The sequence below is a fragment of the Caulobacter sp. genome (assembly GCF_965279145.1).
Lineage (GTDB): Bacteria > Pseudomonadota > Alphaproteobacteria > Caulobacterales > Caulobacteraceae > Caulobacter.
Window position 1 is genome coordinate 1,523,749 of the sequence record NZ_OZ257139.1, and the last position, 20,943, is coordinate 1,544,691.

At 68.6% G+C, this 20,943-nt stretch carries 24 protein-coding genes; 13 read left to right on the forward strand and 11 right to left on the reverse strand.

All coding sequences use genetic code 11. From position 1 onward, the window contains the following. Positions 1–125 precede the first annotated feature (125 nt). From ccmA to ACQY9P_RS07120, 7 genes are all read left to right on the forward strand, one after another. Positions 126–728, forward strand: coding sequence for a heme ABC exporter ATP-binding protein CcmA (gene ccmA, locus ACQY9P_RS07090; protein ID WP_421739948.1), 603 nt, complete (start codon positions 126–128; stop codon positions 726–728). Continuing rightward, positions 725–1,390 carry a heme exporter protein CcmB gene (gene ccmB / locus ACQY9P_RS07095; protein WP_421739947.1) on the forward strand — a complete coding sequence of 222 codons (666 nt, stop codon included), beginning with the start codon at positions 725–727 and terminating at the stop codon, positions 1,388–1,390. Before ccmA ends, ccmB begins: the two co-directional genes overlap by 4 nt. A gap of 284 nt (positions 1,391–1,674) precedes the next feature. Continuing rightward, positions 1,675–2,277: a Spy/CpxP family protein refolding chaperone gene (locus tag ACQY9P_RS07100; RefSeq protein ID WP_421739946.1), complete on the forward strand. Its 603-nt coding sequence runs from the start codon at positions 1,675–1,677 to the stop codon at positions 2,275–2,277. Between the two features lie 52 nt (positions 2,278–2,329). After that, complete coding sequence (gene ccmC / locus ACQY9P_RS07105) at positions 2,330–3,067, forward strand: heme ABC transporter permease CcmC (protein ID WP_421739945.1); 738 nt, start codon at positions 2,330–2,332, stop codon at positions 3,065–3,067. 2 nt (positions 3,068–3,069) lie between these two features. After that, a complete protein-coding gene (gene ccmD / locus ACQY9P_RS07110) occupies positions 3,070–3,243 on the forward strand; it encodes a heme exporter protein CcmD (protein ID WP_421739944.1) in 174 nt (57 codons plus the stop codon). Beyond that, complete coding sequence (locus tag ACQY9P_RS07115; protein WP_421739943.1) at positions 3,240–3,752, forward strand: DsbE family thiol:disulfide interchange protein; 513 nt, start codon at positions 3,240–3,242, stop codon at positions 3,750–3,752. The genes ccmD and ACQY9P_RS07115 overlap by 4 nt, the downstream gene beginning before the upstream one ends. Positions 3,753–3,853: 101 nt before the next feature. Then, positions 3,854–4,132: a hypothetical protein gene (locus ACQY9P_RS07120; RefSeq protein ID WP_421739942.1), complete on the forward strand. Its 279-nt coding sequence runs from the start codon at positions 3,854–3,856 to the stop codon at positions 4,130–4,132. Between the two features lie 6 nt (positions 4,133–4,138). On the opposite strand, the gene ACQY9P_RS07125 is transcribed toward ACQY9P_RS07120, so the two are convergent. The 3 genes from ACQY9P_RS07125 to ftsY form a co-directional block, all read right to left on the reverse strand. Then, positions 4,139–4,693, reverse strand: a complete 555-nt coding sequence (locus ACQY9P_RS07125; protein WP_421739941.1) for a MarR family winged helix-turn-helix transcriptional regulator — start codon at positions 4,691–4,693, stop codon at positions 4,139–4,141. Positions 4,694–4,819: 126 nt separating this feature from the next. After that, on the reverse strand, positions 4,820–5,419 hold the full coding sequence (locus ACQY9P_RS07130; protein ID WP_421739940.1) for an inner membrane-spanning protein YciB: 600 nt from the start codon (positions 5,417–5,419) through the stop codon (positions 4,820–4,822). A gap of 3 nt (positions 5,420–5,422) precedes the next feature. Next, positions 5,423–6,364: a signal recognition particle-docking protein FtsY gene (gene ftsY / locus ACQY9P_RS07135; protein ID WP_428151387.1), complete on the reverse strand. Its 942-nt coding sequence runs from the start codon at positions 6,362–6,364 to the stop codon at positions 5,423–5,425. Between the two features lie 90 nt (positions 6,365–6,454). On the opposite strand from ftsY, the gene ACQY9P_RS07140 reads away from it, so the two are divergent. Next, positions 6,455–7,150, forward strand: a complete 696-nt coding sequence (locus tag ACQY9P_RS07140; protein ID WP_421739939.1) for a trimeric intracellular cation channel family protein — start codon at positions 6,455–6,457, stop codon at positions 7,148–7,150. 87 nt (positions 7,151–7,237) lie between these two features. Here ACQY9P_RS07140 and ACQY9P_RS07145 read toward each other — a convergent pair whose 3' ends face one another. The 5 genes from ACQY9P_RS07145 to dapF form a co-directional block, all read right to left on the reverse strand. Further along, positions 7,238–7,681: a GFA family protein gene (locus ACQY9P_RS07145; RefSeq protein WP_421739938.1), complete on the reverse strand. Its 444-nt coding sequence runs from the start codon at positions 7,679–7,681 to the stop codon at positions 7,238–7,240. Between the two features lie 8 nt (positions 7,682–7,689). Continuing rightward, positions 7,690–8,766 (reverse strand): endonuclease/exonuclease/phosphatase family protein, encoded by a 1,077-nt coding sequence (locus tag ACQY9P_RS07150; RefSeq protein ID WP_421739937.1) that lies wholly within the window; start codon positions 8,764–8,766, stop codon positions 7,690–7,692. Between the two features lie 126 nt (positions 8,767–8,892). After that, a complete protein-coding gene (gene mtaB, locus ACQY9P_RS07155; protein WP_421739936.1) occupies positions 8,893–10,218 on the reverse strand; it encodes a tRNA (N(6)-L-threonylcarbamoyladenosine(37)-C(2))-methylthiotransferase MtaB in 1,326 nt (441 codons plus the stop codon). Then, the gene (locus tag ACQY9P_RS07160; protein ID WP_421739935.1) at positions 10,215–11,126 is read right to left on the reverse strand and encodes an SDR family NAD(P)-dependent oxidoreductase; all 912 of its coding nucleotides are present in this window, start codon (positions 11,124–11,126) and stop codon (positions 10,215–10,217) included. The genes mtaB and ACQY9P_RS07160 overlap by 4 nt, the downstream gene beginning before the upstream one ends. Next, complete coding sequence (gene dapF, locus ACQY9P_RS07165) at positions 11,039–11,893, reverse strand: diaminopimelate epimerase (protein WP_421739934.1); 855 nt, start codon at positions 11,891–11,893, stop codon at positions 11,039–11,041. Before dapF ends, ACQY9P_RS07160 begins: the two co-directional genes overlap by 88 nt. 289 nt (positions 11,894–12,182) lie before the next feature. Here dapF and ACQY9P_RS07170 point away from each other — a divergent pair, with 289 nt between their 5' ends. The 3 genes from ACQY9P_RS07170 (at position 12,183) to ACQY9P_RS07180 (ending at position 17,609) form a co-directional block, all read left to right on the forward strand. Continuing rightward, positions 12,183–14,255, forward strand: a complete 2,073-nt coding sequence (locus tag ACQY9P_RS07170) for a prolyl oligopeptidase family serine peptidase (protein ID WP_421739933.1) — start codon at positions 12,183–12,185, stop codon at positions 14,253–14,255. A gap of 3 nt (positions 14,256–14,258) precedes the next feature. Beyond that, the gene (locus ACQY9P_RS07175) at positions 14,259–16,400 is read left to right on the forward strand and encodes a prolyl oligopeptidase family serine peptidase (protein ID WP_421739932.1); all 2,142 of its coding nucleotides are present in this window, start codon (positions 14,259–14,261) and stop codon (positions 16,398–16,400) included. 99 nt (positions 16,401–16,499) lie between these two features. Beyond that, positions 16,500–17,609: a GNAT family N-acetyltransferase gene (locus tag ACQY9P_RS07180; protein ID WP_421739931.1), complete on the forward strand. Its 1,110-nt coding sequence runs from the start codon at positions 16,500–16,502 to the stop codon at positions 17,607–17,609. A 21-nt stretch (positions 17,610–17,630) separates the two neighbouring features. Here the strand turns inward: ACQY9P_RS07180 and ACQY9P_RS07185 are convergent, their stop codons facing one another. The 3 genes from ACQY9P_RS07185 to ACQY9P_RS07195 form a co-directional block, all read right to left on the reverse strand. Beyond that, positions 17,631–18,095, reverse strand: a complete 465-nt coding sequence (locus ACQY9P_RS07185; protein ID WP_421739930.1) for a hypothetical protein — start codon at positions 18,093–18,095, stop codon at positions 17,631–17,633. A gap of 64 nt (positions 18,096–18,159) precedes the next feature. After that, positions 18,160–18,498 (reverse strand): DUF2218 domain-containing protein, encoded by a 339-nt coding sequence (locus tag ACQY9P_RS07190; RefSeq protein ID WP_421739929.1) that lies wholly within the window; start codon positions 18,496–18,498, stop codon positions 18,160–18,162. Between the two features lie 11 nt (positions 18,499–18,509). After that, a complete protein-coding gene (locus ACQY9P_RS07195; RefSeq protein WP_421739928.1) occupies positions 18,510–19,085 on the reverse strand; it encodes a PadR family transcriptional regulator in 576 nt (191 codons plus the stop codon). Positions 19,086–19,461: 376 nt separating this feature from the next. Between ACQY9P_RS07195 and ACQY9P_RS07200 the strand changes: the two genes are divergently transcribed. Then, positions 19,462–20,295, forward strand: coding sequence for an MlaA family lipoprotein (locus ACQY9P_RS07200; protein ID WP_421739927.1), 834 nt, complete (start codon positions 19,462–19,464; stop codon positions 20,293–20,295). Next, positions 20,292–20,942, forward strand: coding sequence for an MlaC/ttg2D family ABC transporter substrate-binding protein (locus ACQY9P_RS07205; protein WP_421739926.1), 651 nt, complete (start codon positions 20,292–20,294; stop codon positions 20,940–20,942). Before ACQY9P_RS07200 ends, ACQY9P_RS07205 begins: the two co-directional genes overlap by 4 nt. Position 20,943 lies beyond the last annotated feature (1 nt).

Here is a 20,943-nt window from a genome sequence, read left to right on the forward strand (position 1 = left end):
GATCGAGGCGGACCCACAGCGTCCATCCCCGCGCCGCGTACGCCCCTGACAAGTTGGAGGGGGACGGCCGAGGGCTTCTTAGCGCTGCTCGTTCACAACGTCCATGCGCCGGACAGGGACTTGGTATGTTGAGAGCTGTTCTCATAAAGGATTTGGCGATCTCGCGGGGCGAGCGCCGGCTGTTCTCGGGGCTGCATCTGAGGCTGAACGCGGGCCAGGCCATCGCCCTGACCGGCCGCAACGGCGCGGGCAAGACCAGCCTGTTGCGGGCGGTCGCGGGGCTGCTGCGCGCCGAGGCCGGCGAGATCGTCTTCGAGGCCCTGGACGCCGAGACGGCGCGGGCCGAGCACCTGCACATGGTCGGCCATCATGACGGCCTGAAATCCACCCGCACCGCCTGGGAGGAACTGCGCTTCCAGACCCTGTGGACCGGTGGAACCGAGGCCAGCGCCCGGGTGGCGGCACGGCGGATGGACCTCAATCGCCTGCTGGACCTGGAGGTCCGCCGCCTGTCGGCCGGCCAGCGTCGCCGCCTGGCCCTGGCCCGACTGATCGCCAGCCCCCGCGCCCTGTGGCTGCTGGACGAGCCGATGGCCCCGCTGGACGCCGGACATCGGGCCGCCTTCGGCGCGCTGATGGCCGAGCACCTGGCCGGCGGCGGCATGATGCTGGCCGCCGTCCATGACCCCCTGCCCGTGCCCGCCACCGTGGTGGAGGTCGGCGGATGAAGGCCTTCCTGATCCTGCTGCGCCGCGAACTGGCCCTGGCCTGGGGCAAGGGCGGCGGTCCTCTGCTGGCCCTGGCCTTCTATGCCGGCGTCGTGACCCTGCTTCCCATGGCCGCAGGCCGGGCGCCGGAAAAGCTGGCCGCCGTGGCGCCCGGCATCGCCTGGCTGGCCCTGGCGCTTTCGGCCCTGCTGTCGCTGGAGCGCCTGTTCGAGCGCGATTTCGAGGACGGGGCGCTGGACCTTCTGGCCCTGGGCCCGGCCTCCCTCGAAGCCGTCGCCGTCGCCAAGTGCCTTGCCCAGTGGCTGGCCTCGGGCGCGCCCCTGGCCCTGGCGGCGCCCGTCGCGGCCCTGGCCCTGGGCGCCGATCCGAAGATCATCCCGTTGCTGGTGCTGTGCGGCCTGGCCGGCGGCCTGGCCTTCGCCTTCCTGGGCGGCCTTGGGGCCAGCCTGGCCCTGGGCAGCCGGCGCGGCGGCCTGCTGGTGGCGGTGATCGTGCTGCCGCTCTATGTGCCGCCGGTGATCTTCGGGGCCGGGGCCCTGGACGCCCTGTCTGGCGGCCTGGCCTGGACGCCGGGCCTCTACCTGATGCTGTCCTATTGCGCGGCGGCCGTGGCCCTCAGTCCGCTGGGCATGGCGGCGGCGTGCCGCAACGCGCTGGACTGATTTAAGCGCCGTTCTTCCCGGCGAAGGCCGGGATCCAGATCGAGCCCAGAGCGCCCGCTTGGCTGGTTCGGAGATCCGGCGCGTCATCCCTCGACGCTCAGGCTGAATCTGGGCCCCGGCTGGAGTTTATCCTCGGGCGCGCGCTTTGCGCGACCCGGGGGCCGGGGAGAGCGGGTCAAATGGCCTCCGCGTCAATCCTGTAACATTGTTCACCCAAACTGACATTTTCGCGCCATACGGCGGTGCTCAAGCTTCCCGCGCAGTTTCATCAGGGAGCAAACCTCATGCGTACCTCGACCCGCAACCTGGCCCTGGCCGCCAGCGCCGTTCTGGCCCTGACCGTCGCCGGCGGGGCCGCCATGGCGCAGACGCCGCCGCCGCCCGCGCCCCCGGCGCCGCCCGCCCCGCCCATGCCACCGATGGACGCGATGATGGCCGGCGGCCCGCACATGGTGTTCATGAACATGATGCACGGCCCGCACGGCGATCCGGCCGCCCACGCCCAGCATCTGCGCGACGTGCTGCAGCTGCGCCCCGACCAGGAAGGCGCGCTGAAGACCTATCTGGAAGGCAGCGCGCCCAAGGCGATGCACGAGATGATCAAGGAAGACCGTCCCGACGACGATGACAACAAGCCCCTGACCACGCCCGAGCGCCTCGACCGTCAGGCCGCGCGGATGGCCGAGATGGCCGCCATGTTCCAGAAGCGCACCGCCGTCACCAAGGCCTTCTACGCGGCCCTCTCGCCCAGCCAGCAGAAGGCGTTTGACGCCCTGGGCCCCGAGATGGGCGGACCGCGCATGGAGATGCGTCGCATCGAGACCCGGCACGAAGGCCCTTCCCTCGGCGGCGAGCGCCGGGTGATCATCCAGCGCAAGGCCGGCTGATAAGGGTCGATACGCATTGCGGGCGTCCCTGTAGGGCTCTAATCAGCAATCCATGGACGCCCGACACCCGTTTGATTTCCTGACCAACCCCGAGCGGTTCATGACCTTCTCGCGGTGGGCGGCGCCGATGTTCGGCGCCATCGCGGCCGTTTTGGCCTTGATCGGTCTGGCCCTGACCTTCGCCGCGCCCGAGGACTACCAGCAGGGCGACACGGTTCGGATGATGTTCATCCACGTGCCCGCCGCCGTCATGAGCATGCTGATCTATCTGTTCCTGGGCGGCGCCAGCCTGCTGTCGCTGGTGTTTCGCCACGCCCTGGCCGACGCCGCCGCCCGCGCCTGCGCGCCGCTGGGCGCGATCTTCACCGCCCTGGCCCTGATCACCGGCTCGCTGTGGGGCAAGCCGATGTGGGGCACCTGGTGGCAGTGGGACGCCCGGATGACCTCGGTGCTGGTCCTGTTCCTGTTCTATCTGGGCTATCTGGCCCTGCGCTCGGCCCTCGAGGACGAGCAGAAGGCGGCTCGCGCCGCCGCCATCCTGGCCCTGGTCGGCCTGATCAACCTGCCGATCGTCAAGTTCTCGGTCGAGTGGTGGAACACCCTGCACCAGGGCTCCTCGACGCTGTTCGCCGCCCCGGAAAACCGTTTGCCGGCCGTTTATCTGTGGCCCTGGGCCCTGATGAGCCTGGCCTATCTGTCGGCCTTCGGGTCGCTGTGGCTGGTGCGCATCCGGGCGCTGGTCTGGCGGCGCAAGGCCCGCGCCCTGGCCCTTCGCATGGCGGAAAACTGAAGATGCACTTCGATTTCGACGCCGGAAAATACGCCGTCTATGTCTGGCCGGCCTTCGCGGTCAGCGCGGCGGCCTTCGCCTGGATGATCGCCGGCAGTCTGCTGCTGTCGCGCCGCTGGAAGCGCGAGACGGAGCGCCTGCAGGCGCAGCTCGACGCCCGGGACGGCGCCCGGTGAAGCGCTGGCTGGCCTTCGCGCCGCTGATCGTGCTGGCCGCCCTGGCCCTGCTGTTCGCCGGCTACGCGCTCAAGCGCGACCCCAAGGTCCAGCCGCACGCCATGGTCGGCAAGCCGATGCCGGCCCTGACCCTGCCCGAGCTGGCCAGCGGCCAGCCCGCCGCCTTCAAAGACCTGGCCAAGGGTCCGGTGCTGGTCAATTTCTTCGCCTCGTGGTGCGCGCCCTGCGAGGTGGAGCATCCGCAGCTGATGGCCCTCAAGGCCCAGGGCGTGACCATCATCGGCGTGTCCTACAAGGATGCTCCTTCCAATACCCAGGCCTTCCTGGCCCGGCTGGGCGACCCGTTCGCCGCCCGGCTGGTCGATCGCGACGGTCGCGCGGGACTGGAGTTCGGCGTCACCGGCGTGCCGGAGACCTATCTGATCGGCTCGGACGGCATGATCCTGGCCAAGCACACCGGCCCGCTGACGCCCGACGCGGCCGAGGATCTGCTGGCCAAGGCGCGATAGAACCTGTTTGCAAGGTGCGCTGACAGGTCGCGGACCTTTCCTGTTAACCCGACGTTGACCATGCTCGCCGACTTTCGGTTAACCATGTTAGACTTCGAGTCATGAGCACCGTTCGCCCCGCCGGTTGGCCCTCAGCGCCCGCGAAGCCCGCCTCGACGCCAGCGTCGGGAGCCGGGGCCGCCACGCGTTCGGCCTTCTTCCAGGCGGCGCTTGGCGACGCGGCCGCCACGCGACCGGCCCAGGCCCCCGTTTCGGTGCAGATGCAGGCGCAAGCCCAGGCCCAGCCGCAACGCCAGCCGCCGGCCCGGCCGTTCACGCAGCCGGACGCCCAGCCGCAGAAGATCCTGCGTCCGGGCTCGCTGCTGAATATCGTGGTCTAAGGGCCGTCAGGCCGCCTTCTTGGCGGCCTTGTCCTTCTTGGGCTTCTTGTCTTTCTTCGGCTTGTCGGCCTTGGCCTTCTTGACCTTGGCCGGTTCAGCCTCGGTCGCCGGATGCAGGTCGGCGCCGGCCATATCGGACAGCAGGTCCAGGAAGCCTTCGCGCTTGCCGGGTTTCAGCAGGGCCAGGATCCGCGCGTCGGCCATGGCCACCATCGGCTGGATCTCTTCCAGCATGTCCCGGCCGGCCGGAGCCAGGCGGACGCTGTTGGCGCGGGCGTCCTGGTCGGAGCGCTGACGCTCCAGGTGGCCCTTGGCGATCATCCGGGCGACCATGTCGGCCAGGGTCGAGCGGTCGATGCCGGTGGCCTTGACCAGGGCGGTCTGGGTGACCCCCTCGTTCTGGGCCACCGCCGCCAGCACGGCGAACTGGCGCTGGGTGACCCCGGCGCCGCCACACTCCTCGGCATAGATGTCCAGGGCCAGCTGCAGCACCCGGTGCAGCAGGTGACTGGGCGAACGCTCCAGCAGTCCGCCGCTCTTCTCGACCTTGGTCTTGGCCATGGCTTCGCCCTCGTCCTGTCCGCTGACGGATGAGAGATATCATCGTTACAAGTCGATTTGACGACAATACTCCGTGGGCGGTCTAAGCCGCCCGTCGGGCCTCAAGAGGAGACGGTCCAAGACAGCCTAGAAGCCCGCGTCCGGGGGTTCGGCGGCCGCCGGCTCGTCGCCCTTGGCCATGTGCTTCATGATGAAGGGCAGCTGGCTGAGGATAAACACCACCGCCAAGGGCAGAAGGCCGAGGCGGAACTTGACCCAGGTGTCGGTGGTCTGGGTCAGGCGCACGGCCTCATTGGCCGCGGCGATCAGGCTGAAATACACGGCGTAGCGGATCGTCAGGGTGCGCCAGGCCGCGTCGGCCATGTGCAGGGCCTCGCCCATCAACAACTTCAGAGGCTCGCGCCGGGTCAGCACGCCCCCGAACAGGAAGGCGGCGAGGGACAGGTTGATCACCGTCACCTTGACCTTCACGAAGGCGTCGGAGTGGAAGACGATGCCCAGCACGCCGAACACCAGGGCCATGCCGCCGAAAAACAGCGGCATCAGGGCCAGCCGGCGCTCGACCGCGTAGCCGATGGCCAGGGCGGCGGCTGACGCGGCCACCAGCACCCAGGTAGCCTTCTGGAAGTCGCGGGTGATGAAATACGCCGCGCCGAAGGCGATGGTCGCGCCGTAGTCGACGATCGTCCGGACCCAGCCGGAAGTCTTCTTGCCTGTCTCGCTCACGACCTAGTCCTCCAGACCGACCAGCGAGCGCGAGAAGGCGCGGGCGTCGAAGGGCTGCAGGTCCTCGACCCCCTCGCCGACCCCGATCAGCTTGATCGGGCTGTCGCTGGCGCGGGCCACCGGCACCAGCACCCCGCCGCGCGCGGTGCCGTCCAGCTTGGTCATGACAATCCCGGATACGCCGACCTGGTTGCCGAAGATCTTTTCCTGGGCCAGGGCGTTGCGGCCCACGGTGGCGTCCAGCACCAGAAGCGTCTCGTGCGGATAGTCCGGATCGACCTTCTTGACCACGCGGATCACCTTCAGGAGTTCGTCCATCAGGCCCTGCTTGTTCTGCAGCCGGCCGGCGGTGTCGATCAGCACCACGTCATAGTGCTCGGCCTTGGCGCGCTCGACGGCCTCATAGGCCAGGGCGGCGGCGTCGGACCCGGTGGGCTTGGACATGAAGTCGGCCCCGGCCCGGTCGGCCCAGACCTTCAGCTGCTCGACGGCGGCGGCGCGGAAGGTGTCGCCGGCGGCGATCAGGACGCGGGCGCCCTTCTCGGTCAGGTCGGCGGCGATCTTGCCCAGGGTGGTGGTCTTGCCCGAACCGTTGACGCCGATGAACAGCACCACATAGGGGCGCGGCCCGCCCAGCGGGTCGAAGCGGCCCTCGCGGTCGGCCAGCTCGGCGGCGACCAGCTCGGCCAGGGCCTCCTTGACCTCGTTGTCGGTCGACGACTTGCCAAACCGCGCCTTGCCGAAGGCGTCGGTGATGCGCGCGGCGATCTGCGGGCCAAGGTCGGCCTCGATCAGCATCTCTTCCAGGGCGTCGAGCTGTTCCTGGTCGAGTGGCTTCTTGGTGAAGACCCCCGTGACCTGCTCTGTCATCGCCTGGGACGACCGGGTCAGGCCGGATGTCAGGCGCTGGAACCAGCCTTTTTTCTGCTCGGGCTTATCGCTCATGGCGCTCCTTTAGGGGAACGGGCGAAAGTGTAAATCAGATATTACCGGCCGATGGTTTCCGCCGGGGGCCCGGCCGTGGCATGAACGCCGATGGACCCGCTTTCGGACCCGCTCTCGGCCGCCCTGTTCTGGCTCGACTACGCCGCCGCCGCTGTGTTTGGCGCCACCGGCGCCCTGGCGGCCGCGCGTCGAAAACACGACATCATCACGTTTGGTTTCTTCGCCGCGATCACCGGCGTGGGCGGAGGCACCCTGCGCGACCTGCTGATCGGCGCGCCCGTCTTCTGGATCCAGCGGCCCGGCTACATCCTGGCCTGCCTGGCCGCCGCCACGGTGGTCTGGCTGCTGGGCAGGCGCGGCTGGCGGTTTCGGGCCCTGCTGTGGCTGGACGCCCTGGGCATGGCCGCCTACGCCGTGGTCGGCACGGCCAAGGCCCTGAGCCTGGGCGTGCATCCGTTCACCGCCGTGGTCATGGGCGTGCTGACCACCGCCTTCGGCGGCGTGATCCGCGACGTGCTGGCCGAGGAGCCCAACCTGCTGCTGCGCCGGGAGATCTACATCACCGCCGCCCTGCTGGGGGCCAGTGTCTTCACGGTGCTGAAGCTGCTGGGGCTGGCGTTCTGGCCCGCCGGCATCGCGGGCTTCGTCGCGGCCTTCGGCCTGCGCGCCGCCGCGATCAAGCTGGGCTGGAGCCTGCCGGGCTTCGCGGGCGGCGAGGAGCCAAGCCCTTCTCCCCTTGCGGGAGAAGGTGGCGACCGAAGGTCGACGGATGAGGGGTCGCACTAAACGCGCCGCAATCCGAACAGACAGGTCTATCAACCCCTCATCCGAGCCGCTTCGCGGCCCACCTTCTCCCGCAAGGGGAGAAGGAAATCACGTATCCCGGTCGGGATGCTGCCGGCTGACCACCGCCCCGCCGGGTCCCATCGGCGGCCGCACCGGCATGTCGGCCAGGTGATCCATCCACGCCGGCCGGCGCTCGACCGCCAACTGGACCACAGGCTCCACCGCCGAGGGGTCGTCGAAGGCGAAGACCGCCAGGTCGATCCTGTCCTCGCTCCACTCGAAGGTCAGGGGCGTGCCACAGGCGGCGCAGAAGCCGCGGGTGATGGCGTCGGAGCTCTGGAAGGTCGACCGCGCGCCGCGCGTCCAGGTCAGGTGGGCGACCTCCACCGTGACCAGCGCCCCGAACGGTCCGGCGAAGGCCTTCTGGCACATGCGGCAATGACAGATGGAGGCCCGCCCCGGCTCGCCCTCGACCCGAAAGCGGACCGCGCCGCACTGGCAACCCCCGCTCAGACCCGCGCTGTGGGACATCGGAAACCTCAGGGCCTGGTCGGCAAGGGGGTGAGACGGAACGTCACTTCATAGCCGTCATGGTCGGACAGCACCGGGCCGCCGGCGGCCGAGCCGTCGAACCGGGCCTCGACCCGGATGGGCCGGATCGTGACGCGATCACCCTGCTTGAAGCCGATCAGGTCCTGGGTGTCGAGCCAGGGCGCGTCGCCATCGGCCGAGATCCTGGCGTCGCAGCTTGCCGGCGACTGGAAACAGACCTGGCTGACCACCTCGAACGGATAGTCGGCCATCACGTGATCGAACCGGACGGCCGAATGCATGACGTTGAAGTCGCCGCCGACGATCAGCGGCGCGCCCGGCGTGCGGTCCTGCAGCATGAAGCCCTTCAGCTCATCGGCCTGAAGATGGTGCGCGGCGGTGGCCCGGCTGCGCGGCACCCCCGAGGCGCCCTTGGAATTGAGATGGGTGTCGGCGATCTCGACGGGCGTGGGCAGGCCCGGCACGTCGAGGCTGACCAGCATCACACCCTTGTTGGCCAGGCAGTCCAGGCCCGCGCAGTAGTGATAGGCATGGGATTTCACCCAGTTGATCGGGTGATTGCTCAGCACCCACAGCCCGCTGGAGCCCCATTTCCCCCAGCCCTCGCCCTTGCGGCGATACTTCACCCGCTTGAAGCGCGGGCGCTCCTCGCGGACGACCAGGCTGCCGTCGCGCTGTTTCTTGCGCGGCCCGCGCGCCACGTGCGGATAGCCGCTGAGCCGGATCAGGTCGGCGGTCTCCTCGCGAAAACCTTCCTGCAGCAGCACCACATCGGGTTCGAGCCCCTTTTCGCGCAGGGCCGCCAGCTCGCGGCCGATGGCCTTCAGCTTGTCGCCGCGCCCCGAGCGGATCGGCCAGGGCAGGCCCTCGACATTGTAGGTCATGACGCTGAGCTCGACCGGCTTGAGCGGCCCATGCGGCGCGAAGACGGCGGGCGGCGTCTCCTCGGTCTTGACGACGCGGCCGGGGATTTCCTCGGGACGCTGATCGTCCTGGGCCAGGACGAAGGTCGGCGCGGAGAGGCAAAGCAGCCCCGAAAAGATAACGCCAAAAAATCTTGTCATCCCGGAAGCCTCGCAGAGGCTGTCCGGGACCCAGGGGCCGCCGCATCGCTTGGACCCCTGGGTCCCGGCGCTCCGCTACGCTGCGGCCGGGATGACAAGCGTGGGGGTGTCACCGGTGCATGGACCTCAAGCCGCGAGTTCACCGATCACCCGGCTGCCGTCATGGCCGGTCACCCGGAAGGCGACGATCTGGCCGTGGGCGACCTCGCCGACAAAGGCGATCTCGGTGAAGTCCTCGGCGCGGGCGACGCCGTCGCGCTCGACCAGGCCCGACAGCACGCGACCGACCTGACGCTGCAGGTGGCGTTCCAGACCCGCCTGCCCCGCTTCGCGCAGGCGGCGGGCGCGGTCCTTGATCACCGGGCCCTTGACCGGCGGCATCCGCGCGGCCGGCGTGCCGGGGCGGGCGCTGTAGGGGAAGACGTGCAGGAAGGCCAGACCCGCCTCCTCCACCAGCTTCAGGGTGTTTTCGAAGGCTTCGTCGCTCTCGGTCGGGAAGCCGGCGATCAGGTCGGCGCCGAAGGCGGTGTCGGGACGCACGCGGCGCACCTCGGCGACCAGCTTCAGGGCGTCCTCGCGGCTGTGGCGGCGCTTCATCCGCTTGAGCACCAGATTGTCGCCGGCCTGCAGGCTCAAATGCAGATAGGGCATCAGGCGCGGCTCGGTCTCGAGCAGCTTGAAGAGGTCCGGGTCGATCTCGGCCGCGTCAATCGACGACAGCCGCAGACGCGGCAGGTCGGGGACCAGCTTCAGGATCCGGCCGACCAGTTGGCCCAGGGTGGGCTGGCCCGGCAGGTCGGTTCCCCACGAGGTCACGTCCACCCCGGTCAGCACCACCTCGTTATAACCCTCGGCGGCCAGGCGGCGGATCTGCTCGACCACCTCGCCGGCCGGGGCCGAGCGCGAATTGCCCCGTCCGAACGGGATGATGCAGAAGGTGCAGCGGTGGTCGCAGCCGTTCTGGACCTCGACATAGGCCCGCGCGCGATCCTTCAGTCCGGCGATCAGGTGACCGGCGGTCTCCTTGATCGACATGATGTCATTGACCCGCACGCGGGTGGAGGTGTCGAGCAGGGCCCCCGGCGCGGCCTTTTCGGCGTTGCCCAGCACCAGATCGACTTCCGGCATGGCGGCGAAGGCGGCCGGATCGATCTGGGCGGCGCAGCCGGTGACGATCAGCCGGGCGTCGGGCCGCTCGCGCCGCGCCTTGCGGATCGCCTGCCGCGCCTGGCGCACGGCTTCATTGGTGACGGCGCAGGTGTTGAACACCACCGCGTCCGACAGGCCGTCGGCGCTGGCCCGCGCCCGGATGGCCTCGGACTCATAGGCGTTCAGCCGGCAGCCGAAGGTGACGACATCGACGCCGTCGGGACCGGACGAGACGACAGCGGGGCCGCCTTCCTCGCCAACAGCGGGCTTCGGCGGGCGCGAGATGACGGTGTAGGTCGTCACGGCCTGGCCATGAACGCCGCGAAGGCGTCCTTCCAGTCGTCGTGCCAGCGCGACAGGGCCGGACGGTTCTCGATGATGTCGCCCATGGCCCAGGCCATGCGCTTCTCGTCGACCGCGCGGGTGACGTCGTTGTCGGGGCACAGGATGTAGAAGTCGCCGGCCTCGATGCGGGCCAGCATGAAGTGCACCACCTGCTCGGGCGCCCAGGCCGCGTCGGGCTTGGGGCCCGGACCGCGCTTGGTCATGCCGGTGAAGGTGTAGCCGGGGATCAGCAGGTGGGCGGTGACCTGGCAGTCCTCGGTCTGGCGCAGGGTGTGAGCCAGACCCTCGGTCAGGGCCTTAACCGCCGCCTTTGAGACGTTGTAGGCCGTGTCTCCGGGCGGCTGGGTGATGCCCTGCTTGGAGCCGGTATTGATGATCAGGCCGGGACGACCCGACAGGGCCATCTCCTCGCCGAACACCTGCACGCCGTTGATCACGCCCCACAGATTGACGTCGAGAATGCGCGACCAGGCGTCATCGCCGGCGAAGGCGTCGCCGCCGCCGCCGACCCCGGCATTGTTCATCAGCACATCGACCGCGCCGAACTTTTCCAGGGCGACGGCCTTCAGGGCCTCGACCGCCGCGCGGTCGGCGACGTCGGTGGGCACGGCGATCGCGCCGATGGCCTCGGCCTCCTGCTTCAGCTTGCGGCCGGTGACGTCGGCCATGACCACATTGAGGCCCAGCGCGCGGAAGATCTTGGCGGCGGCCAGGCCGATGCCGTCGGCGGCGCCGGTGATGACGGCGGTGTTTCCGGCGGCGAGCGCGGGGTGGAGGCTCATGCCGCGACCTTCTCCGGCAGCTTGCCGGTATATTCCAGGGTGATCGGGCCGGTCATGATCACGTGGCCGTCGGCCTCGCGCCATTCGATGACCAGGCTGCCGCTCTCGAATTGCACGGTGGCGACGCGGTCGGTGAGGCCCCGGCGCACGGCGGCGACCTGCGCGGCGCAGGCGCCGGTGCCGCAGGCGGCGGTCAGGCCCGCGCCGCGTTCCCAAACCTTCAGCTGGATATGGTCGCGAGCAGCGATGTGGGCGAAGCCAACGTTCACGCCCTCGGGGAAGAGCGGGTGATGCTCGACCAGCGAGCCCGTGCCCGTCGCGAATTCATCGGTCACAGGCGCGTCGACGAAGAACACCACGTGCGGATTGCCCATCGAGACGCAGACTGGCGTGTGGACCAGCGGCGCGTCGATCGGGCCGACCTGCAGCTCGACCCGCTCGGTGTTCATCTCTTCGGACAGCGGAATCTGGGTCCAGTCCAGACCGGGCTGGCCCATGTCGACCGTCACCCGCTTGTCGCCGGCCATCTTGCCCGACAGGCGGCCGCCGTCGGTGTCGAACGCCACGCTATCCTTGCCGGCCGACTGCATCAGCAGCCAAGCCACGCAGCGGGTGCCGTTGCCGCAGGCGCCGATCTCGTCGCCGTCGGAATTCCAGAACCGTACATAGGCCGAGGCGCCCGCGCTGCGGGGCGGATCGATGGCGATCACCTGGTCGCAGCCAATCCCACCCTCGCCGCGTTTGGCGATGGCGCGGATCTCCTCCGCCGTCGGATTGAAGGCTTGGCTGGCGGTCTCGATCACGACGAAGTCGTTGCCGAGCCCGTTCATCTTGAGAAAGGTGCGGCTCATGGTGGGGGCTATATAGTGGAAAAGTCGCGGCGGCGTCAGGGGATGCGGCCCTTTACCCCTCCCCGCTCTCCCCGGCGAAGGCCGGGGCCCAGGTCGAACTCCGGAAAGCAGCGGGTCTGGCGCTGCCTGAAGGCGCATCATCCCCAAACGCCGAGGCTGAATCTGGGCCCCGGCCTTCGCCGGGGAGAGCGGATTAGGGAAAGGCTCCGTAATCCTCGCCCGGCTTCCCGACCATGAAATATCTGTAACCTTCTGGCGCCGGACCAATTGTCCGATACCGTCCCCCGCCATGACGTTGCTTCGCACCTGTTCCGCCGGGGCCCTGGCCCTGACCCTGCTGTCCCACGGCGCCGCGATGGCTCAGGAGAGCGACCCGCATCTGGCGCTGGAGGTCGTGGAAAGCCCCGACAGCCTGGCCTGGGTGAAGGCCCAGAACGACAGGACCCTGCCGCTCCTGTCGAGCGATCCGCGTTTCGCCGGACTTCAGGCCGAGGCGCTGAAGATCCTGTCGGCCAGGGACCGCATCGCCGCGCCCAACTTCATCGGCCAGGACGTGTTCAACTTCTGGCAAGACGAGACCCATGTGCGCGGCGTCTGGCGACGCACGACCCTGGCCTCCTACAAGACCGCCGCGCCGGTCTGGGAGACGGTGCTGGACCTCGACGCCCTGGCCCAGGCCGAGGGCCAGAACTGGATCTGGAAGGGCGCCGACTGCCGGCCCAAGACCCATGACCGCTGCCTCGTAAACCTGTCGAACGGCGGCAAGGACGCCGTGACGGTCCGCGAGTTCGACCTGACGACCAAGAGCTTCGTGGAGGACGGCTTCTCTCTGCCCGAGAGCAAGCAGAACACCGAGTGGCTGGATCCCGACACCCTGATCATGACCCGCGACTGGGGCCCCGGCACGACCACCGACAGCGGCTATGGCATGGTCATCAAGACCTTGAAGCGCGGTCAGGCCCTGAGCGACGCCGTCGAGGTGTTCGCCGGCCAGAAGAGTGACGTCTCCGCCCGGCCCAACGTGCTGCGCGACGCGGCCGGCCATCGGGTGGTGCTGATCGAACGCGCCACCGACTTCTTCCACACCGACTATAATCTGTGGGACGGCGCCGAGGTGGTTCCGCTGGCCATACCGCACAAGGCCAATGTGGTCGGCCTGCTGGACGGCCGGCTGATCATCCAGCTGAAGGAAGACGGCCTCGGCGCCAGGGCCGGTGATCTGGTCGCCGCCTCGGCGGACGCCGGCCTGACCTCCAGCCTGATCTTCTCGCCCTCGGCCCTGCAGTCGGTGGACCAGCTGACCGTCACCGACCACGTCGTGGTGGCGGCGATCTATGACAATGTCCGCGGCGGGGTGTTCACCTTCAGGCCGACCGGGACGGGCTGGACCAGGACCGCCCTGCCCGGCCTGCCCAACGCCTCGGTGGCCCTGGGCTCGCACGCCGACGAGGGCGACCAGCTGTTCTATTCGGTCGAGGGCTTCACCACCCCGACCCAGCTGAAACTGGCCGACGGCGTCAGCGGCGCCGCCGAAACCGTCAAGGCCCTGCCCGCCCAGTTCGACGGCTCCAGGCTGGAAGTCGAGCAGAAGACCGCCACCAGCAAGGACGGAACCAAGGTTCCCTACTTCCTGATCCACCCCAAGGGTCACAAGCACGATGGCGGGAGCCCCACCCTGCTGCACGCCTATGGCGGCTTCCAGCTGTCGAAACTGCCGGTCTATGACCCGCTGATCGGCAAGCTGTGGCTGGAGAAGGGCGGCAGCTACGCCGTGGCCAATATCCGTGGCGGCGGCGAGTTCGGCCCGGCCTGGCACGACGCGGCCCTGAAGGCCCACCGCCAGCGGGCTTTCGACGACTATTACGCCGTGGCCGAGGACATGATCGCCAAAAAGATCACCTCGCCCCGCCATCTGGGCGCCTATGGCCGGTCGAACGGCGGTCTGCTGATGGGCGTGGCCCTGACCCAGCGGCCCGACCTGTGGAACGCGGTGGTGGTGGAAAGCCCGCTGCTGGACATGATCCGCTACACCGTGCTGCCGGCCGGCGCCTCGTGGATCGGCGAATATGGTGATCCGGCCATCCCGGCCGAGCGGGCCTGGATCGAGGCCTATTCGCCCTATCAGAACCTGAAGGCGGGGGTGAAATACCCGCTGGCCTATATCACCACCTCGACCAAGGACGACCGCGTCCATCCCGGCCACGCCCGCAAGTTCGCCGCGCGCCTCGACGACCTGAAGGTCGATCACCTTTATTTCGAGAACACCGACGGCGGCCACGCCAACGGCGCAGACCCCAGGTCGAACGCCCGCCGATGGGCGCTGCACTACACCTACCTGTCGCGCCAGCTGATGGATCACTAACTGATGCGTAGCCTTGTCCTCGCCCTCCTCGCCTCTACGAGCCTCATGACCGCAGCGCACGCCGCCGACCCCGCCCCGCCCGCCAACACCGAGGCGCGCACCCCGCTGTCGGAACTGGGCAAGAACGATCCCTATCTGTGGATGGAGGAGATCGAAGGGACCCGGGCCATGGACTGGGCCAGGGCCCAGAACGGCAAGACCCTGCCGGTGCTGCAGGGCGACACCCGCTACGCCACGCTGGAAAGCCAGGCCCTGGCGATCCTTAACGCCAAGGATCGGGTGCCCGGCGTATCGTTCGCCGGCGACGGCGCCCTGCGCAACTTCTGGCAGGACAAGGACCACGTGCGCGGCGTGTGGCGGAAGACCACGCTGGACAGCTATCGCACCGCCGAGCCCGTCTGGGAGACGATCCTCGACATCGACGCCCTGTCCAAGGCCGAGAACGCCAACTGGGTGTTCAAGGGCGCTTCGTGTCTTCCTCCGGCCGACACCCGCTGCCTGGTCACCCTGTCGAACGGCGGCAAGGACGCCGTTACGGTTCGCGAGTTCGACACCACGACCAAGAGCTTCGTGGACGGCGGCTTCAGCCTGCCCGAGGGCAAGCAGAACTATACGTGGCTGGACGCCGACACCCTGCTGGTCGGCCGCGAATGGGAGCCGGGTCAGGTCACCAAGTCCGGCTACGCCTATGTGATCAAGAGCCTCAAGCGCGGCCAGGCCCTGAGCGAGGCCAAGGAACTCTATCGCGGGACCGAGACCGACGTGTCGGTCAGTCCGTTCGTGCTGCGCGACGCCGAGGGCAAGGTCGTGGCCGTAATGGCCCGGCGCGGCGTCACCTTCTTCGAGAGCGAGACCTATCTGCTGGACGGCCCGGCCCCGGTGAAGCTGGAACTGCCGCTGAAAAGCTCGATCCAGGGCTATGTCGACGGCCAGATGGTGGCGCTGATGGAGCAGGACTGGGCCGAAAAGGGCTTCAAGACCGGCGACCTGATCAGCTTCGACCTGGCCAAGCTGAAGGTAGCTCCGGACAAGGCCGTGGCGACCCTGGTCCTGCGCCCCACCGCTCGCCAGTCGGTGGAACAGGTGACCACCACCCGCTCCAAACTGGTCGTGGGCCTGCTGGACAACGTCAAGGGCGCGGCCCGGGTCTATACCCACGGCCCCAAGGGCTGGACCGCCCAGGCTCTGGACCTGCCGGCCAACAGCGCGATCGGCCTGGGCTCGACCGCCGAGGTCGACGAGCGCCTGTTCCTGACCGTCACCGGCTATCTGGCCCCCACCACCTACTGGCTGGCCGACGCCGGCACGCTGAAGCTGGAACAGGTCAAGGCCTCGCCGGCCCGCTTCGACGCCTCGACCCACGTGGTCGAACAGTTCGAGGCGACCAGCACCGACGGAACCAAGATCCCCTACTTCGTCGTGCGGCCCAGGGGCGTGAAGTATGACGGGACCGCCCCTACCCTGCTCTACGCCTATGGCGGTTTCCAGGTGCCGATGACCCCCGGCTATTCGGGCGTGATGGGCAAGCTGTGGCTGGAGCGCGGCGGCACATATGTGGTCGCCAATATCCGGGGCGGCGGCGAGTTTGGCCCGGCCTGGCACGAGGCGGGCCTGAAAGAGAACCGCCAGAAGGTCTATGACGACTTCTTCGCCGTCAGCCAGGACCTGATCACCCGCAAGATCACCTCGCCGCGCCGGCTGGGGATCATGGGCGGCAGCAACGGCGGCCTGCTGATGGGTGTTGCCCTGACCCAGAGGCCCGAGCTCTACAACGCCATCGTCGTGCAGGTGCCGTTGTTCGACATGATCCGCTACAGCCAGATCGGGGCCGGGGCCTCGTGGGTGGGCGAATATGGCGATCCGGCCATCCCGTCGGAGCGGGCGGTCATCGCCAAGTACGACCCCTATTCCAACCTCAAGGCCGGCCAGAAATATCCCGAGGTGTTCATCGAGACCTCCACCAAGGACGACCGCGTCCACCCCGCCCACGCCCGTAAGGCGGCGGCGCGGCTGGAGGAGCTCGGTTACCCAGTGCTCTATTACGAGAACATCGACGGCGGCCACGCGGCCAGCGCCAACCTGGCCGAGACCGCCCGCCGCCAGGCGCTGGAATATGTGTATCTGTCGCGCAAGCTGATGGACTGATCCTGCTTACCCATGGTGGACGGGGCCCGCGCCGCGTCAACTATGGGGAAAGCTATCTGGCCCAGGATCACGGCCGATCAAACCCGGTCGTGATCCGCCATGAGTCAGCCTGCCTTGAAGATCGACGTCGTCTCCGCGATGGACCTGGCGCCCGCCGACATCGACCGCTGGTCGATGCTGCAGTCGGGCCAGCCGCGCCTGGATTCGCCGTTCCTGTCGCCGCGCTGGACCCAGGCCGTGGCCAGGGCCCGGATCGCGACGGGCAAGGCCGCCTGTGACATCAAGGTCGCGATCCTGCGCGGCGGCGACGGCGTCGCCGTCGGCTTCCTGCCGGTTCGCCTGCGGTCGGACGTGGCCATGCCGGTCGGCGCGCCGATGTGCGACTATCAGGCCCTGGTCGGCGCGCCCGGCCTGGCCGTGGATCCGCGCCGGCTGCTGGCCGCCCTGGGCGCCCACCGCCTCGATTTCTGCCACATGCAGGCCGACGACGAGACCCTGGCCCGGCACGGTCGGGGCCAGACCGACTCCTGGATCGTCGAGATCCCCGACGGCTACGCCGCCTATGAAGCCCAGCGCCGGGCGGCCGGCTCGGGCGTGCTCAAGGATATCGACAAGAAGCGCCGCAAGGCCGAGCGCGAGGTCGGCCCCGCCTTCTTCCGCGCCCTGTCGGACTCGCGCGCCGATTTCGACCAGCTGATCGACTGGAAGCGCGGCCAGCTGATCGCCACCGGCCAGACCGACTATTTCCGCACGCCCTGGGTCATGGAACTGGTCCGCGACCTGTTCGCCACCCGCGACGAGACCTTCGGCGGCGGGCTCTACACCCTGCACCTGGGCGACAGCCTGGCCGCCGTGCACCTGCATCTGCGCGGCGCCCATACCCTTCACGGCTGGCTGATCGCCCACAATCCGGCGTTCGAGCGCTACTCGCCCGGCCTGATGCTGTTCCAGGATATCCTGAAGAGCATGGACGCCACGCCCTACACCCAGCTCGACCTTGGGGCGGGCGACTATCGTTTCAAGCGCGAGCTGTCGAACGCCCGGCAGACGGTGATGTTCGGCTTCTTCGGTTCGCCCTCGCCGGCCACCTTCGTGCGCAGCGCCGCCTATGGCGTGCGCCATATGGCCGAGTCCCTGCCGCTGGGGCGGATGTCGGAACTGCCCGGCAAGGCCATGCGCCGGCTGGACCTTCTGCGCGGCCTGCACTGACATCAGCCCGTCGCCGGCGCTCTAGGCTGGCGGAGGCTCGGCGAAGAAGGTTGCGCAGATCGCGTCCGCCGTCGCTTCGGAGAGGATGATCTCCGGATCCCGCACGAAGGCCAGCAACCCGTCGTCCGGGGTCTCCACCGTGATGCGCTGCAGGTCGGTGAGGCTCTTGTCCCGGCCCTGGCGCACCTTGACCTGCGCGATCAGGCGATTGGCGGTGCGCCGCCGAACCTCTTCCGGCTGGCGGATGTCCAGCCGCTCCACGCGCAGGTCCAGCAGCAGATCCTGTCCTGCCGCGCAGACCGCCAGGCGTTCGTCGATCGTCTCGCGCAGCGTCGTGGCGAAGTGGTCCGACGGTCCCTGCCCCCAACGCCATCCGGTCTGGATGACCACGTCGCGAACGCGGGGTCGCGGCGCCGCCTGGGCGGCGGAGGCCAGGGCGATGGCGGCAAACAAGGCGGCGGGCAAAACGACGGGCAGGGCTTTCATGTCGGGTCCTCGGGATGTCGGACCGCTTTAAAGCCGAGCTTGGATGAACCGCCGATGAGCAGGATCAGGCCTGGCCCAGCCCCACACGCAACGCCGGGGGATCGATGTGGCCGGCCGCCCAGGCGCGCGTCCAGGCCAGCTTTCCGAGGTTTTCGCGGAACGCGAAGCGCAGCAGGTGCTCGGCGACCACATCCTCCAGTCGCGCCAGGCCGTCATGGGAGGTGGCCTCGACGGTGATGTCGAGGCCGGTGTCATCGGCCGCCATCCGGCAGTCCCCAAGGGGAAGCGGAATGGTGGCGGTGGTCTCGTCCAGGCTGACCACGACCTTGTGGCTCCAGTGCTTGGCCAGCTGGGTCATGTAGCGGGCCGCCTTGTCGGTGGGCAGCCGGGCGTGGCTCTGCATCAGGGTCTCCATCAGAGGCGTTCGATGACGCCGGCCGCGTCGTCCAGGGCCTTGGCGATCTGCTCGACTTGCTCGGCGGAAAGCTGGCCGGCGGTGAGCTTCAGGCGCAGGGCGGTCTTGAGGTTTTCGCGGGCCCGCATGATCTGCGGCGAGAAGGCGGCGCTGCGGGCGGCGGCCTCGGCCATCCGCTCGAACAGGCCCTTCACCGGCTGGGAGTTGGCTTCCAGGAAAGCCTCGCCCTCGGCGGTGATGGTGTGCAGCTTCTTGCCGCCGCCGGCGTCGCTGACGGTGATGTAGCCCAGTTCTTCCAGCAGGGTCAGGGTCGGATAGACCACGCCCGGGCTGGGCGTGTAGGCGCCGCCGGCCGCCGTTTCGATGGCCTTGATCAGCTCGTAGCCGTGGCTGGGCTTCTCGGCGATCAGCTTGAGCACCACGAAACGCAGGTCGCCGTGGTCGAAGAACCGGCCCATGCGGCCGCCCCGGCCGTGATGGCCGCGACCGCCGTGATCGTGGCCGTGAAAGCCGAAGGGATGACGGCTGTGATGCCCGCCATGGAAGCCGTGGTGGTGAGAGTGTCGTCCAAACATGTGATTTAGATCCTATTTCGTTATATCGAAATGTTAGATATATCGGATTGGAAATTCGTCAAGAGCGTATTTCGATATATCTGATTGCGATGCGGACGACGGCCTTAGCCAAGCCGCGCGCGAAATGTGCAAGCCAACGCAACGTGGTCAAGTTTAGACAAACCAGGCCTTGATCGGAGGAAAAGCGTGAATACATGCGTGGAATCCCCGCGGCCGGAGACGGACACGGGGGTCGCGATGACAATTTCGGGGACGCCCGAGGTTCTGCGCCAAAACCCTGGACCCGAGACGGCATTCCGCCTTTTCGGTCCCTTCAAGAACCACCGGGTGAGCCGTTTTGACCTCTGATCGATCCCGCAGCCGCGACAGGACCTCCATGTCCACTGCCCTGGGCCTCGCCCTGACCGCGACCGCCCTGGCGTGGACCTCGGGCGCCCAGGCCCAGACGCGACCGCCCCGGGTCGACGCGCCGGCCGCGACCCAGGCTTCGGTCAGCCCTGACGCCGGCGATCCCTGGCGGGGCCTCAACCGCGTCTCCTTCGCCATCAGCATGGGCCTGGACAGGATCGTGATCGGTCCTGTCGCCCACCTCTACATGGCGGTGGTTCCCGGTCCGGTTCGCGATCGCGTCAGTTCGGCGGTCTATAATCTGGGCGAGCCCAATACGACGATGAACCTGGCCCTGCAGGGCCACGGCAAGGCCGCCGCCCGGTCGGGGACCCGTTTCGTGGTCAATTCCACCGTCGGGATGCTGGGCCTGTTCGACGTGGCGGCCAAGACGGGCCTCAAGCGCCGCGAGGCCGATTTCGGCCAGACCTTCGGCCGCTATGGCGCGGGGCCTGGACCCTATCTCTATGTGCCGGTCATGGGCCCCACCAACCTCCGTGACGGGACTGGCCGGGTGCTGGACATCGTCACCGACCCCCTTGGCCTCGCGTTCGGCGGACTGGAGAACCGGTTCGGCCGCGCCCGCCTGGGCGTGACCATCCTCGACACCCGCGTCGTCTATGACAGCGCTTTCGTGGCCCTGGACGACACGATCGACCCCTATGCCGCCTCCCGCTCGGCGAGCCTGCAGCGGCGCGCGGCCTTCGTCCGCGAGGCGACCGGCGAGGTTCAGGCGCTGCCGGACTTCGACGACGCCGAAACCTCATCCCCGACACCCTCGACCACGCTGGAGGCGCAGCCCGCCCAGGCAGGACCACAATGACCCAGACCCCTTCCGCCTTCCGCCCCACCCGCCGCCTGGCGCTTTGCGCCGCGCTCGGCCTGTCGATGCTGGGCGCGCCCGCCCTGGCCCAGGGCGGCGCCCGCGACGCCGGCGCCGAGCAGTTCGTGCAGAGCCGCGCCCAGAGGATCATCGGCGTACTGGCCGACAAGGGCATGACCACCGCCCAGAAGAACGCCTCGTTCCATACGGCGATCGACGAGCTGGCCGACGTGCCGCGCGTCACCAATTTCGTGCTGGGCAAATATGCCCGCGTCATCACGCCCGACCAGAAGGCCCGCTTCTCGGCGGTCTTCCGCACCTATGCCGAGGGCGTCTACCAGAACCGCCTGGGCGACTATCACGGCGAGAGCCTGAAGGTGACCGGCTCGGTCGTGCGCAAGCCGGGCGACGTCATCGTCAACACCGTGGTGGCCGGCGGCCAGGTCAGCCAGCCCCTGCCGGTGGCCTGGCGCGTGCTGAACACGGGCGGCGCCTGGAAGGTGGTCGACGTGCAGGTGTCGGGCGTGTGGCTGGCGATCACCCAGCAGCAGGACTTCGTCTCGACGATCGACAACGCCGGCGGCAACATCGACGTCCTGATCGGGCAACTTCAGCGCGGCGGACAGCGCCCAACGCGGAGCAAATAGA

Excerpts from the sequence above, each read along its gene's own strand:
- ccmA (WP_421739948.1), top strand. The coding sequence starts at position 126 with ATGTTGAGAGCTGTTCTCATAAAGGATTTGGCGATCTCGCGGGGCGAG.
- ccmB (WP_421739947.1), top strand. The coding sequence starts at position 725 with ATGAAGGCCTTCCTGATCCTGCTGCGCCGCGAACTGGCCCTGGCCTGG.
- ACQY9P_RS07100 (WP_421739946.1), top strand. The coding sequence starts at position 1,675 with ATGCGTACCTCGACCCGCAACCTGGCCCTGGCCGCCAGCGCCGTTCTG.
- ccmC (WP_421739945.1), top strand. The coding sequence starts at position 2,330 with ATGGACGCCCGACACCCGTTTGATTTCCTGACCAACCCCGAGCGGTTC.
- ccmD (WP_421739944.1), top strand. The coding sequence starts at position 3,070 with ATGCACTTCGATTTCGACGCCGGAAAATACGCCGTCTATGTCTGGCCG.
- ACQY9P_RS07120 (WP_421739942.1), top strand. The coding sequence starts at position 3,854 with ATGAGCACCGTTCGCCCCGCCGGTTGGCCCTCAGCGCCCGCGAAGCCC.
- ACQY9P_RS07125 (WP_421739941.1), bottom strand. The coding sequence starts at position 4,693 with ATGGCCAAGACCAAGGTCGAGAAGAGCGGCGGACTGCTGGAGCGTTCG.
- ftsY (WP_428151387.1), bottom strand. The coding sequence starts at position 6,364 with ATGAGCGATAAGCCCGAGCAGAAAAAAGGCTGGTTCCAGCGCCTGACA.
- ACQY9P_RS07140 (WP_421739939.1), top strand. The coding sequence starts at position 6,455 with ATGGACCCGCTTTCGGACCCGCTCTCGGCCGCCCTGTTCTGGCTCGAC.
- ACQY9P_RS07145 (WP_421739938.1), bottom strand. The coding sequence starts at position 7,681 with ATGTCCCACAGCGCGGGTCTGAGCGGGGGTTGCCAGTGCGGCGCGGTC.
- ACQY9P_RS07150 (WP_421739937.1), bottom strand. The coding sequence starts at position 8,766 with ATGACAAGATTTTTTGGCGTTATCTTTTCGGGGCTGCTTTGCCTCTCC.
- ACQY9P_RS07160 (WP_421739935.1), bottom strand. The coding sequence starts at position 11,126 with ATGGCGCGAGGCCGACGGCCACGTGATCATGACCGGCCCGATCACCCT.
- dapF (WP_421739934.1), bottom strand. The coding sequence starts at position 11,893 with ATGAGCCGCACCTTTCTCAAGATGAACGGGCTCGGCAACGACTTCGTC.
- ACQY9P_RS07170 (WP_421739933.1), top strand. The coding sequence starts at position 12,183 with ATGACGTTGCTTCGCACCTGTTCCGCCGGGGCCCTGGCCCTGACCCTG.
- ACQY9P_RS07175 (WP_421739932.1), top strand. The coding sequence starts at position 14,259 with ATGCGTAGCCTTGTCCTCGCCCTCCTCGCCTCTACGAGCCTCATGACC.
- ACQY9P_RS07180 (WP_421739931.1), top strand. The coding sequence starts at position 16,500 with ATGAGTCAGCCTGCCTTGAAGATCGACGTCGTCTCCGCGATGGACCTG.
- ACQY9P_RS07185 (WP_421739930.1), bottom strand. The coding sequence starts at position 18,095 with ATGAAAGCCCTGCCCGTCGTTTTGCCCGCCGCCTTGTTTGCCGCCATC.
- ACQY9P_RS07190 (WP_421739929.1), bottom strand. The coding sequence starts at position 18,498 with ATGCAGAGCCACGCCCGGCTGCCCACCGACAAGGCGGCCCGCTACATG.
- ACQY9P_RS07195 (WP_421739928.1), bottom strand. The coding sequence starts at position 19,085 with ATGTTTGGACGACACTCTCACCACCACGGCTTCCATGGCGGGCATCAC.
- ACQY9P_RS07200 (WP_421739927.1), top strand. The coding sequence starts at position 19,462 with ATGTCCACTGCCCTGGGCCTCGCCCTGACCGCGACCGCCCTGGCGTGG.
- ACQY9P_RS07205 (WP_421739926.1), top strand. The coding sequence starts at position 20,292 with ATGACCCAGACCCCTTCCGCCTTCCGCCCCACCCGCCGCCTGGCGCTT.